General features: G+C 62.8%; 19 protein-coding genes. 12 read left to right on the top strand and 7 right to left on the bottom strand.

Annotated elements, in window-relative coordinates:
* Window positions 1-776 precede the first annotated feature (776 nt).
* A complete protein-coding gene (locus TSH20_RS04070) occupies window positions 777-1985 on the top strand; it encodes an RNA-guided endonuclease TnpB family protein (RefSeq protein WP_109073531.1) in 1209 nt (402 codons plus the stop codon).
* A 99-nt stretch (window positions 1986-2084) separates the two neighbouring features.
* On the opposite strand, the gene TSH20_RS04065 is transcribed toward TSH20_RS04070, so the two are convergent.
* On the bottom strand, window positions 2085-2327 hold the full coding sequence (locus TSH20_RS04065) for a hypothetical protein (RefSeq protein ID WP_109073530.1): 243 nt from the start codon (window positions 2325-2327) through the stop codon (window positions 2085-2087).
* Between the two features lie 33 nt (window positions 2328-2360).
* Window positions 2361-2738 carry a hypothetical protein gene (locus TSH20_RS04060; protein ID WP_109073529.1) on the bottom strand — a complete coding sequence of 126 codons (378 nt, stop codon included), beginning with the start codon at window positions 2736-2738 and terminating at the stop codon, window positions 2361-2363.
* Window positions 2739-2829: 91 nt separating this feature from the next.
* On the opposite strand from TSH20_RS04060, the gene TSH20_RS34550 reads away from it, so the two are divergent.
* The 11 genes from TSH20_RS34550 (at window position 2830) to TSH20_RS04010 (ending at window position 7799) form a co-directional block, all read left to right on the top strand.
* The gene (locus tag TSH20_RS34550; protein WP_146205315.1) at window positions 2830-3030 is read left to right on the top strand and encodes a hypothetical protein; all 201 of its coding nucleotides are present in this window, start codon (window positions 2830-2832) and stop codon (window positions 3028-3030) included.
* Window positions 3027-3419 carry a hypothetical protein gene (locus TSH20_RS04055; RefSeq protein WP_109073528.1) on the top strand — a complete coding sequence of 131 codons (393 nt, stop codon included), beginning with the start codon at window positions 3027-3029 and terminating at the stop codon, window positions 3417-3419. The genes TSH20_RS34550 and TSH20_RS04055 overlap by 4 nt, the downstream gene beginning before the upstream one ends.
* Window positions 3416-3685, top strand: a complete 270-nt coding sequence (locus tag TSH20_RS04050) for a hypothetical protein (RefSeq protein WP_109073527.1) — start codon at window positions 3416-3418, stop codon at window positions 3683-3685. The genes TSH20_RS04055 and TSH20_RS04050 overlap by 4 nt, the downstream gene beginning before the upstream one ends.
* Window positions 3685-3951, top strand: a complete 267-nt coding sequence (locus TSH20_RS04045) for a hypothetical protein (RefSeq protein WP_109073526.1) — start codon at window positions 3685-3687, stop codon at window positions 3949-3951. Before TSH20_RS04050 ends, TSH20_RS04045 begins: the two co-directional genes overlap by 1 nt.
* A complete protein-coding gene (locus TSH20_RS04040; protein ID WP_109073525.1) occupies window positions 3944-4444 on the top strand; it encodes a hypothetical protein in 501 nt (166 codons plus the stop codon). Before TSH20_RS04045 ends, TSH20_RS04040 begins: the two co-directional genes overlap by 8 nt.
* Window positions 4441-4629, top strand: a complete 189-nt coding sequence (locus TSH20_RS34545) for a hypothetical protein (protein WP_146205316.1) — start codon at window positions 4441-4443, stop codon at window positions 4627-4629. Before TSH20_RS04040 ends, TSH20_RS34545 begins: the two co-directional genes overlap by 4 nt.
* Complete coding sequence (locus TSH20_RS04035) at window positions 4626-5006, top strand: hypothetical protein (RefSeq protein WP_109073524.1); 381 nt, start codon at window positions 4626-4628, stop codon at window positions 5004-5006. The genes TSH20_RS34545 and TSH20_RS04035 overlap by 4 nt, the downstream gene beginning before the upstream one ends.
* 236 nt (window positions 5007-5242) lie before the next feature.
* Window positions 5243-5470, top strand: a complete 228-nt coding sequence (locus TSH20_RS04025; RefSeq protein ID WP_146205317.1) for a hypothetical protein — start codon at window positions 5243-5245, stop codon at window positions 5468-5470.
* 229 nt (window positions 5471-5699) lie between these two features.
* Entirely contained in the window at window positions 5700-6386 is a 687-nt protein-coding gene (locus TSH20_RS35235) for an HNH endonuclease signature motif containing protein (RefSeq protein ID WP_199231848.1), read from the top strand.
* A complete protein-coding gene (locus TSH20_RS04015; protein WP_109073521.1) occupies window positions 6383-6772 on the top strand; it encodes a DUF2493 domain-containing protein in 390 nt (129 codons plus the stop codon). The genes TSH20_RS35235 and TSH20_RS04015 overlap by 4 nt, the downstream gene beginning before the upstream one ends.
* A gap of 817 nt (window positions 6773-7589) precedes the next feature.
* Window positions 7590-7799, top strand: coding sequence for a hypothetical protein (locus TSH20_RS04010; protein ID WP_109073520.1), 210 nt, complete (start codon window positions 7590-7592; stop codon window positions 7797-7799).
* 340 nt (window positions 7800-8139) lie between these two features.
* Here the strand turns inward: TSH20_RS04010 and TSH20_RS04005 are convergent, their stop codons facing one another.
* From TSH20_RS04005 to TSH20_RS03985, 5 genes are all read right to left on the bottom strand, one after another.
* On the bottom strand, window positions 8140-8460 hold the full coding sequence (locus TSH20_RS04005) for a hypothetical protein (RefSeq protein ID WP_109073519.1): 321 nt from the start codon (window positions 8458-8460) through the stop codon (window positions 8140-8142).
* Window positions 8461-8462: 2 nt separating this feature from the next.
* Entirely contained in the window at window positions 8463-8681 is a 219-nt protein-coding gene (locus tag TSH20_RS04000) for a hypothetical protein (protein WP_109073518.1), read from the bottom strand.
* A gap of 60 nt (window positions 8682-8741) precedes the next feature.
* Window positions 8742-9419 carry a glycoside hydrolase family protein gene (locus TSH20_RS03995; protein ID WP_109155473.1) on the bottom strand — a complete coding sequence of 226 codons (678 nt, stop codon included), beginning with the start codon at window positions 9417-9419 and terminating at the stop codon, window positions 8742-8744.
* A 10-nt stretch (window positions 9420-9429) separates the two neighbouring features.
* Window positions 9430-10008, bottom strand: coding sequence for a hypothetical protein (locus TSH20_RS03990; RefSeq protein ID WP_109073517.1), 579 nt, complete (start codon window positions 10006-10008; stop codon window positions 9430-9432).
* Window positions 10009-10080: 72 nt separating this feature from the next.
* Window positions 10081-10422, bottom strand: a complete 342-nt coding sequence (locus TSH20_RS03985; RefSeq protein WP_109073516.1) for a hypothetical protein — start codon at window positions 10420-10422, stop codon at window positions 10081-10083.
* Window positions 10423-10424: the final 2 nt, after the last annotated feature.

Genomic DNA, 10424 nt, shown 5'->3' with positions numbered 1-10424 from the left:
AATGCTGATTATGTGTTAAGTGAAAAATTTCCCAAAATAGGACATTAACGAAATAAACAGTCTAGTAATTTCGTTTCCGTTGCGTTTCCTGTTTGTCCATATGTCGCAGATCGCATAGGATCGCCTAGGTGTTGTGTAAATAACTTTCTGCCATGCATCCGATACCGCATCGCTCCCGCTTTCGGATGAGCGTGTCCAGACAGCAACAAGGCCACCGCAATGGGTGGCCCTTTGTCGTTGACACCCTGCCCCGCCGTCTGGCGTGATGGGCTATGAGCACGAAGGAATTCCGCTGCCTTGGCGACTGGCAGCGCCACGGAGACACCGTTGCCGTGCGGTGCCGGGCGTGCGGCCATCAGGTAGAGCTTGACGCCGGCCCGCTGCTGATGCGCTGGGGATATGGCCGGCACCCGGCGGACCTGCCGTGGAGGTGTAGCGCGTGCGGCGCAGGACGGGATAAGATCGCCGTGGGGATAGATGCGAGGGTGCCATGGCGATGAGGATGTACGGCGTGAAGGGCTTCCAGGGCTCGACAGAAGTGCCGTCAATTGTCCTGAAAGTGCGAGCGGCCAACCCGTCACGCGCCGTGTCGCTGGCGTCAGAGAGGCCGCTTGCCGCAGGGCTGAGGCTGGAGGCGGTGGACGTGGGGTGCGGGCTGCCGCAGGAAGGCGTGTTTTATGAGGGTCCGTGGCCTTGGCCGGGGAAGGCGGCTTAACCGCCCTGCCCTACCGCGCGGCCATTAGACAAAACATGAACGCCGTGCGATACTTCTTGGCATGAGCGTCACCCATCGAGGCTATAAGTTCCGACTGTATGCGACCGACGAGCAAGAAGCTCTGTTCGGCCAATATGCGGGCGTGTGCCGCCTCGTCTACAATCTCGCCTTGGAGCAGCGCCGAGACTGGTGGCGGCAGTTCAAGACAAGCACCGGGCGGTCCATCAGCTACCCGTCGCAGGCTCGCGAGTTGACGGTGTTGCGCGCCGAGTTCGAGTGGATAGCTGCGGTTTCGATCATCCCTCAGCAACAGGCCCTTCGCGATCTTGATAGCGCATTCGGAAGTTTCTTTGCGGGCCGCGCCGACTACCCGACGCCGCGCAAGCGCGGGGAGAATGACGCCTTCAGGTTCAGCGGACGCAACTGCCAATGGCGCAAGCTGAACGCCAAGTGGGGCGTCGTCCGCCTGCCGAAGATCGGCGAGGTAAAGTTTCGCCTAACCAGCGACATTCCTGGCGCGGTCAAGAACGTGACAGTGAAGCGTGATGCGCTAGGCTGGCACGTCGTGTTCTCGACGGAGGTTGAGCACGAAGCGCCGCAGAATTTCGGCCCTGCTGTCGGCATTGATCGCGGCGTAATCCACACGCTTGCCCTGTCGGACGGACGTTTCATGGACATGCCGCGCGAACGGCTTAACGTGCTGGACCGGCGCGCCCGGAAGCAGGCGCGAAAGCTGGCAAAGTGCAAGCGCGGATCGAACCGCCGGAACGCGGCGAAGAAGTTGCTTGCCCGCACCAAGGCGAAGATGGCGCGCGTCCGCCTGCACTGGAGCCATGAACGCACCACCGAGATTGCGAGCACCCATGGCGTGGTGGTGATCGAAGCGTTGAAGACGCGCAACATGACCGCGAGCGCCGCCGGCACAGCAAAAGCGCCGGGCCGGAGCGTGCGGCAGAAGGCTGGGCTTAACCGCGCGATCCTGAACAACGCTTGGTTCCAGTTTGAGGCACTTCTTGCCTACAAACTGGCAGAGCGCGGCGGCGAACTGCGTAAAGTAAACCCTGCCTTCACGTCGCAGACGTGTTCATGCTGCGGCGCCATCGACAAAGCAAGTCGCGAGAGCCAAGCGACTTTCAGGTGTGGACATTGCGGGCATGCGGCCAACGCCGATACTAATGCTGCCCGCAATATCTTGAGGGCTGGAACACAGCCTGCGCCGAGGTTTTCCATTGGGAAGCCGTTGAAGCGCGAACTGAAGAGAGCGGCTTAGGCTGCTCTTGGAAATCCCCTGGCTTTATTCGTGGGGAAGATGTTAAAGCGTGGCTTTGTCGGTCATGGCGTGTACTCCGGGATGGTGGGGGATGGGCGGTCAGCGCAGAACGTTCATGACGCGCTGGTAGAAGATCGAATGCGCGTGGTCGAAACCGCTACCGTAGTCGTCGCTCTCGCTGTCCAAGTTGATCTGGCTGGCATCCAGTGCCTTTTCGACTTCCTTGCGCAGCCCGACAAGGCGCCCGTACAGTTCCTCAAGCATATCGGCGGCAAGCAAGCAGGTGTCGGTGCCGCGCTTTGATCCGTCGCGGAGTTCGGCGGCAAGTTCGATGGCGTTCATGGTCTCTCCAACTGTCAAAAGTTCGTTGACGGTTCAGCAGCGGGCGGCGAGTGCGGAAATGCGCTTGCCGAATGACGGCGACGGGCGCTTGCGGACAGGAGCGGCAGCACGCTCCTGAAAGGCTTCCAATGCGGCCTGCGCCTTGCGGGCCTCTAGGTCAGCTTCGCGCCACGCGGTTTCCGCCTTCCTCGCTTTCTCCCATACCTTGAGACGTTCGGGGCCAAGCGGGCGGCGGCTCATCTCGTAGTGGAGAGCCGACCACTTCGCCATCAACTCATCAGCCTTGCTTACAAGTTCAGCGATCCTCCCCGGCAGGTTGGCGGCTATCCGCTGCGCCTCGGCGACCGTCGCCGCCTTGGCAGAGGCGCGGGCGGCAGCCAGAAGTTCGTCGTGCGTGGCGAAGGTGGTCATGTTCGGCTCCGTTGTTCATCGCCCCGTGATGCTGTAATGTAGCTACAGAAACCCCTTGCCGTCAAGAGGATTTGTAGCTACAATGCCACCCATGAAAACGAAGCAACTCAGGTCATTCCGCATTGATGAAACGCTTCTGGCAAGGCTGGATGCTCTGTCGAGAAAGCGCGGCGATGCGGTCGAGATTGTGGAGGAGGCATTGAGGAGAGAACTGACGAGGCGCGAGCGTGCCGCCAAGCGTGATGCGTCCGGTGGCGCCGGTGTCCGCCTCAAAGAGAAGGGGGAGCCATGACGATGCAGGCAGCATCCGAAGATACCGACTGGCACAGCGTTTCTGGGAAGTACGTTCTCGGGACCGGCTTATACGAGTGGAGCATTGTTGGCGGCGTTCGGTACGTCACTCGGGCCAGCGACAGCGGAACCCGCCTTTATGTGCGTCAGCTTGAGCGTGACGGCTCAATTGATGAGCACGAGCCGGAAACTTGGATGGTCGCCCGCAAAGTGAAGCTCATCTGCGACACTTGGGAAGAAGTGCAATCCGCCCTTGCTTTGAACAGGGAAGCCATGGAAACGCACATCGCCATGCAAAAGCAATTTGCTGAGGCGAAGAAGGCAATCAAGTGGAAGCTGTTGGCTATGTGCGCCTCCCGCCTCCGGGACACCAAGGGAGGGGAGCCATGAGCGACATGCTGGACGATCTGCGGAACCGGTTGCGCGCTATCGGCATCGGCGCAGACGGCACGTTCCGGCTCCACGAAGCGGCCGAGCCGGTCGCTGGCTCCGCCTTCAAATGGCGTTTCTTGGGCGCCGACATCCAACGCCTGCTCAAGGGCGCTGGGTACGCCACGCGGGCGCCCGGATCGGATGGGATTTGGGTGCTGACCGACGCCGGCCGTGAGTGGCTACGTGACGCTACGCAGCCCACCGGACACAAGGGGGATGAGTGATGGCAAAGTGCCTCTGCCTTGAAGGCGAGAACATCAAGCCGAGCACGGCGGCAGAAGCCAAGAAGCTGATGGGGAAGCTTGTCCGCTACCTGCGGAGCAATGACGTTGACCGTCGCCGCGGCTACTTCTTCCCGCGCTGTGGCGAAGTGGTCGGAGTTAACGGGCGAAACGTCATGATTGACGGCGATTGGGTCTACCTGCCTGACCTGTACGAGATGGTCGAGGTCAAGTCCGCCGCCAATACGGAGGAAGCCAGCAATGGGTAAGCTGACCAGCAACCAGCGCGTCACCCTCGAAAGGCTGGCCGGCATGACGCAGCCATGGAACCCGATCGGCCGATCAACACAGTTGCTCTTGGCGGCCCTTGGCCGTCAGGGGCTGGCGCAGAAGCGGCATGGATACCCGGCGGGCTGGGAGGCCAGCGATGCAGGAAAGGCCGCTGTGGCTAGCTGCGGAGATTGGCGGCCGATGTCGGATGCGCCGCGCGACGGGACGATCTTCCGGGCCGAAATTCGCGGCTTTGGCGACCGCCACCTGATCGCCTGGACGGAAGGCATCGGCGTGGATGACGACGACCAGCCGTGCGGCGCTTGGGTGCATCACGGCCCCGGCGAGCCGCCGCCATGCTGGTCAGATGGCGCATGTTGGGACAGCAATGCCGATGGGTCGATGTCCGCGCCACCTGTCCGCTGGATGCAAGCCGCCTCCCTTCTAGGGATAGAGCTACCGGCACGATCCGATACGGGAGAGACGAAATGACCACAGCACACCCGACGCCATGGAAGATCGTCAAGACAGCGGTCGATTATGCATCTCCGGGCCGTCCGCCGGACATTTCGATTTCCTACGATGTCCGCGACGCGAATGGGAGGCGGGTATACCTCACTGGCGATACCCTTGAGTACGTCGTGCGGATCGTCAATAGCATGGGAGAGACGCCATGAGCACACAGGACGAAGCCGTCATTGAGGCCGTGGCGGCTGAATTGCGCGACCACATGACGGCCGGCAAAGACCCGTTCGGCGTTGCACTGGCCGATACGATGTACGTGGAGAACATGGCGAAGGATGCCGCCGACGCCAAGCGGATCGTGGACGACATGTGCATGATCGCAGCTAGGGCCGCTATCCGGGCCTATCTCTCAGCACTGGATAAGGCCGATTGGGTGGTGACACAGGCAGAGGCCACCGACCACATGGCCGCCGTCGCCATGAACGCATGGACCGACCTAGAGCACATGAAGGACCAGCGCGAGCGCATGCGGCATGCTGTGTCACAGGGCATTGCCGCCTCTCCCCCTCCGCCGGGAGCCGACAAATGAGCACAGCAGCACAGACGCGGGCCGCCGGCTTCTATTGGGTGCGCCACCGCAAGTGGATCATATGCCACGGAGGGTGGACAGTGGGAGAGTGGTGCCGCAGCGACGACGGAGGCTACTGGAGCGTCGTCGGCACGGATGAGGGCTTTGGCGATGGCGACATGGCCGAGATCGACGAGCGCCCCATACAGCGACAGCCCTAGGCGCCCTTCCCTACTAGACCGAACATGGAGGACAGCATGAGCCAAACGTATCACGTCAAGGTCAACGGCGGACCAGAGCGACAGATCACCGTTGAAGGCTCTGAGTACATCAGCGCCGCCGCCGCCGTCCCAGCCATTTTCGGCATCAACGCTGATGGCTTTCCGCTGAGGATCGTCATATGGGTTCCCGTGCTTCTGCCGGAGTATGGGCCGTACACCTATTCCATCGCCTACCCTGGAGCGCCAGTCATCTTTGAGAGCTAACCGGCACGAGGTGTTGGGGTTTGGGGCGGAGGCAGTATCCACAGACTGAGCGCGGGCTTGACGTTCATCGTCTGTTCTGCGACTCTGTGGAGTCCAAAGGGAGTTAGCGGCTCCCCTTGGCCCCAATGAGCGGCGTGTGGTAGCACGCCTTGACGCTCCGACGCAGCGTATTCCCATGCGCGTCCGGCATCAAGCGGCTTCTCCCGCCTTCGTAACGACGGAGGCCAGATTGTTTAAGCCTGCCAAACCGAAGATGAACTGGCAATTCATCACCAGGGCGATTTCGTGGCTCTACGCCAGAGGCCACACATTCAACAATTCCCCCAGCGCCAAGAAGCTTGGCTTCATGCTGGCGAGCGACCATGCCCTGCCGCCGGAGATCAGGAACGGCTTGCGCGGCAAGGGAGACAATGCGCGCCCACGCTTCGTCGAGTTCTTCGACGCACTGCCGCCGGGGGAAAGGCCCCCGCTGGTTAGCTTCTCGGGCAACCCCATGCGCTTCGATGGTCGTGGCGTCCCGAAGGTGGACCGGGAGGAGGCAAAGAAGCGCCGGCAGCTAGTCCGCGACGACGATGGAAAGCCGGCGCCAAAGCCCAAGCCGCGACCGAAGAAGGTGCAGAGTTTTTACGAGACACGGGAGTGGCGTGAACTCAGATACAAGGCGCTGCAAATCCATGGGGCGCGCTGCATGTGCTGCGGCGCCACGCCACAAACCGGCGCCGTGATGCACGTCGATCACATCAAGCCGCGAAGCCGATACCCGCATCTTGAGCTTGAATTGTCAAATCTACAAGTTTTATGTGGTGATTGCAACCTTGGGAAGAGCAACAAGGACAAGACTGATTTCCGCGGCCGATGGCGCGAAGAGCCCAATCAGCTTGATAGGGAATACCGGCGCATCATGGAGGGGGTATGACCATTCGGGTGTTGGTATGCGGCGGGCGTGATTTCCAAGACCACAAGGCCGTCTTTGCCGAACTGGACCGGCTGAACGAAGCGCGCGGCGTTGATCTGGTCATCCATGGCGCCTGTGTTCAGCGAGGCATGCTGTCCGGGGCTGACCGATGGGCAGAGGAATGGGCGAAGGCTCGGGAGACGCCGTATCTGGGCTTCCCGGCACGCTGGAATGCAGAGGGGAATGCCGCCGGGCCGAAGCGGAACGCCCGCATGCTGGAGCGTTGCAAGCCGCATGTGGTGGTGGCGTTCCCCGGCGGCAGAGGAACGCGCGGCATGGCGAAGTTGGCGCGGGATGCTGGCGTGGAAGTGATCGAAATCGTCCCGTCAGGACTCATCACCGGTTGAGCGTGGCGGGGTGTCGCGCTATAATGGCGGCGTTGCGGCAGACGGGATGGACCGTCCTGAAAGCGCGCGAGGCTCTGGCGATTATTTCGGTGCCGTTGGGAATTTGAACACCCACCTTAGCCAGAGAGCCGGGAGACCGGCCCGCAACGAAACCGCCCAGCGGTGACGCCTCGGAAAGCACGGGGGACTGGCGGGACTGGCCGAACCGCACCAATAGCAGGCCACGCCGGGGGATGGGCTTCCGCCTCCCGGCCAGTATTCGCCCGATTGGGCAAGCGTGTGGTCATCGATCCTACCGGAGACGTCCGGACCGTTGATCGGGGTGAGTGGGCAGAAGCGTAGGCGTTGCCCTAGGATCGATGACCACATGCACGGGATACCCACCCTCGGCGTGCCGGGGGCTCACTGGCGACAGACGGTATGACCGCATTGCCAGTTGCTTATTCGCCCCGCGCATGTTGGGGCAGGCGAGTTGCGGCGGGGTTCACCCGGCTGTCTTCAGGACGGCCGCATTCCGGATGGTGAGCGCCGCCGCATACGGATCGGCACTGGCGGACGGACGAGGCTAGGGACCGTAAACACGCCAAGGCGGGAGCACGTTGTGCGCCTTACCGCCGACAGCGGGCTAAATCGGTGTGGGGAGCGAGCGGTCCAGCCCAGTGTCGAAACAGGTAGCCACCCGCTCATGGGCGGACTGGCGAGCCGCCGGGGGCAACCGCCGGCCGTGATGCCGACCCCGTATAGAGCGGCAGAGGTGAGGCGTTCCGGAGCGCTGAACCCCGCCCGGTGGAAAGCCGGCATTCCTCGCAGAGGTCAGATGGAAGACATCATCAGCATACAGTGCGGAGAGCGCACCATCTGCATCGGCTCACTTGCCCGGCAGACAATCGTCGATGCCGGAGCGGAGCACATGGGGTCTGAGGGGTATTTCGTCTTCACGCATGACCACGGCGGTATCGATGTTCTGGCAAAAGCGGCGTCTATAGAGGCTGCTTTTCGCCTTGCTGACATCATGGCCGGAAGCTAGAATAGTCGGCGTGCAAGTGCTCGTTTTTGCGGTTACTTCCTAAAGTGGATATTCCCGGTTTCGGAGGTAGGATGCCGGAACCGGGAACCCATTCACGGCACCGCCCATGCTCTCCACGCATCAAGCCTCTGCCGCAGCAAATCGACGTAGGACACCAAGGCATCACGCCCTGCCGGATCGACGCATGCCACGGAGGATGACGCCGGAGCGGAGAAGATCGGCCCCGGCGGTTGGATAGGCGCCACCAGCTCCGCCGGAGGAACGGCGCGCTCTACGACCGGCACCTTGACCACGGTCGGCTCTGAGGCGCATCCCGCGACCAGTAGAGCGGCGGCAAGGGCTACTTTCCGGACATCCATGCATTCAACTCCGATATGGTCGCCGTCGAAGGTTTGGGCCGTGGCTTCAAAGCGGCGATGGCGCGGGCGGAAGCGGCAGTCTGAGCAGCAGCGGCTTTGGACTGCCAAGCCATCACTTCGTCGTTCTGGAGCTTCACGGCGCTTTCCAGCGTATCGGCCCGCTGGCGTTCGTCTGCCAGATCGGAGCGGGTCAGCCACAGTGAGAAGCCCAGCCCACCCGCTAAGACGATCAGCAGGCCGCCCAGCACCAAGGCGACGATGCCGCCTGCCCTGGTGCCGAGAAAGGTGAGTGCGGCGCCCATGCCTACTGTCCCGCGCTAGACTTTGCTAGACTTCTGTCCGGCACAGCGGCAATCACGCCGGTCAGCACGTACCCTGCCACCTCAAGCCACAGGGACACGTCTTCCGGGGTATAGTGCCCCAGGACACGGGACAGGACGGCGCCCACAGCAAGGCGGGTAGACGGCTCAGCAAAGCGTTCTGCGGCATAGGTGGCGGCAGCACGCCAGTCGATGTCGGGCATGGTCGGTAGCCCCTCCTAGGGCGATTTGAGCGGTTTTCAGGTAAAAGCGGGTAAAGTCGGTCAAAGGCCCATAGCGGCAGCCGTGCGCGGCCCAACCACGCCGTCAGCCTGTAGCGAGTGCGCCGCCTGCCACCGGATCACCGCCGCCTTGGTCAGCGGCCCATAGTGTCCGTCAGGCACCACGCCGACGATGCGCTGGATTGCTTTGATGCGGTCAGCGTCGGGGCCGGCGGGAGCGGTAACGGCCTGCGGTTGCGGATCGGGCACGGCTGGCGCAACGTCGGTCCAGTCGCGGCCCTGGAACAGCGCGGCCTCTGCCGCACGGCGGGAGACCAGCCCGGCCAACTTGGTTGGCTTGTCGTCCACCGTAGCATAGACCCACTTGCCGAACTCAGCAGCAGCACCGATCGCGTCACCAGAGTTCAACTTTCGCAGTAGAGTGGACTGGCACAGCGAGCCGGCCCCGAGGTTAAAGACGAAACTGGAGAGGCTCCCCCGCTGATCATCGTTGATCGGTACACGCACGTAGCGGTCAACATCGGCCGCAGCCTCCGCCAGATCAGCCGCAAGGCGCGCCTCCGCTTGTTCGCGCGTCCAGACCGTCGTCGGGGTCACGCCGTCGCCAGTGGCGCCCCAACCGCATGTCCAGACCCCGGCGGGACAGAGGTAGGCTTTCAGTTTCAGCCCCTCGAAATGCTTCACCAGATCGACGGCGGCGGGGCATACGGGCTTGGTCATGTCAGGCTCCTCAGATATGCATCAGGATCGTGGTCAGGGTGCCGCCGAAGAACCCGCCGAATAGGAACTCTCCCCACTCGCACCGGAAGGTGATCCAGCGGCGGAAGACAAGCCCGCGCCCCTCAAGCCAAAGGCCGATCAGGTAGCTTGCCAGATAGCCGTAGGAGAGAAGCGGCAGCAGGACCAAGGCTGGAGATGCCGCCAAGACAAGCGGCACGGACAGCAACCAGTACCGAGACCGCCCGGCGGACAGCAGATAGCCGAGCCGTTCCGCCTTGGCGATGCGGTCCATGCCTTGCGCACTGTCTGGCGTCTTCCATGGAACCCTCAGGTCTTGACCAGCGCCGTGCGGGGTGTCAGCGCGGCCCATCCACGTCAATCCGCCGATTGCCGGGGCACACCACAGCGGCAGCGTAGACAGCCCGGCCATCGTAAGCACCGCCGGCAGCAGGCCAACAGGGACAGCCCACAGCAGGACGCGGGTAACCTGCGTGCCGATGCCTAGGCTGTTCCCGCCGCCTGCCATACGGTGCAGGACGGCGAAGATAACTGCGGCAATTGCTGGAACGGCGAAGTCGATATATGGCATGGATGCCTCCAGAAATGCGAAAGGCGCCGCGGACTGGCCGGGCGCCTGTTTGGTGTGGAGTTTTGTCGCGGTCTACTCGGGCTTGTCAGGCCAGACGCCCGTCTCGGGGTAATCTCGGAGGCCCTGGAGGTACACGGCCCACGCTACCGACTGTTCGTCGGTCAGCGTCGTGGGTAGGCCGTAGTCCCGCTGGTTGCGGTGGCGGGACAGGATGTTCAGCGCTTCCGGCATGGCCGCGTCGCGCTCACCCCGGCGCTGAGCGAGTGCCCCCGCGGCGATTTCCTCCGGCGGGATCGGCTCCACGCCCCACACCCGGACGATCCGGTCGCGCTCCGGGTCCGGGGTATCGGCGTAGGTGTGCGCCTGACGGTGGGTGCGCGCGTCAAATGGAGGAACAGTTTCGAAGATGTCCATGC

The sequence above is a fragment of the Azospirillum sp. TSH20 genome, assembly GCF_003115935.1.
In the GTDB taxonomy this organism is placed as follows: Bacteria; Pseudomonadota; Alphaproteobacteria; order Azospirillales; family Azospirillaceae; genus Azospirillum.
Note: the sequence above shows the minus strand (reverse complement) of the source record. Positions and strands in the feature narration are given on the sequence as shown.

Coding starts and splice junctions, on each gene's coding strand:
- TSH20_RS04070 (WP_109073531.1), top strand. CDS start 777: ATGAGCGTCACCCATCGAGGCTATAAGTTCCGACTGTATGCGACCGAC.
- TSH20_RS04065 (WP_109073530.1), bottom strand. CDS start 2,327: ATGAACGCCATCGAACTTGCCGCCGAACTCCGCGACGGATCAAAGCGC.
- TSH20_RS04060 (WP_109073529.1), bottom strand. CDS start 2,738: ATGACCACCTTCGCCACGCACGACGAACTTCTGGCTGCCGCCCGCGCC.
- TSH20_RS34550 (WP_146205315.1), top strand. CDS start 2,830: ATGAAAACGAAGCAACTCAGGTCATTCCGCATTGATGAAACGCTTCTG.
- TSH20_RS04055 (WP_109073528.1), top strand. CDS start 3,027: ATGACGATGCAGGCAGCATCCGAAGATACCGACTGGCACAGCGTTTCT.
- TSH20_RS04050 (WP_109073527.1), top strand. CDS start 3,416: ATGAGCGACATGCTGGACGATCTGCGGAACCGGTTGCGCGCTATCGGC.
- TSH20_RS04045 (WP_109073526.1), top strand. CDS start 3,685: ATGGCAAAGTGCCTCTGCCTTGAAGGCGAGAACATCAAGCCGAGCACG.
- TSH20_RS04040 (WP_109073525.1), top strand. CDS start 3,944: ATGGGTAAGCTGACCAGCAACCAGCGCGTCACCCTCGAAAGGCTGGCC.
- TSH20_RS34545 (WP_146205316.1), top strand. CDS start 4,441: ATGACCACAGCACACCCGACGCCATGGAAGATCGTCAAGACAGCGGTC.
- TSH20_RS04035 (WP_109073524.1), top strand. CDS start 4,626: ATGAGCACACAGGACGAAGCCGTCATTGAGGCCGTGGCGGCTGAATTG.
- TSH20_RS04025 (WP_146205317.1), top strand. CDS start 5,243: ATGAGCCAAACGTATCACGTCAAGGTCAACGGCGGACCAGAGCGACAG.
- TSH20_RS04015 (WP_109073521.1), top strand. CDS start 6,383: ATGACCATTCGGGTGTTGGTATGCGGCGGGCGTGATTTCCAAGACCAC.
- TSH20_RS04010 (WP_109073520.1), top strand. CDS start 7,590: ATGGAAGACATCATCAGCATACAGTGCGGAGAGCGCACCATCTGCATC.
- TSH20_RS04005 (WP_109073519.1), bottom strand. CDS start 8,460: ATGGGCGCCGCACTCACCTTTCTCGGCACCAGGGCAGGCGGCATCGTC.
- TSH20_RS04000 (WP_109073518.1), bottom strand. CDS start 8,681: ATGCCCGACATCGACTGGCGTGCTGCCGCCACCTATGCCGCAGAACGC.
- TSH20_RS03995 (WP_109155473.1), bottom strand. CDS start 9,419: ATGACCAAGCCCGTATGCCCCGCCGCCGTCGATCTGGTGAAGCATTTC.
- TSH20_RS03990 (WP_109073517.1), bottom strand. CDS start 10,008: ATGCCATATATCGACTTCGCCGTTCCAGCAATTGCCGCAGTTATCTTC.
- TSH20_RS03985 (WP_109073516.1), bottom strand. CDS start 10,422: ATGGACATCTTCGAAACTGTTCCTCCATTTGACGCGCGCACCCACCGT.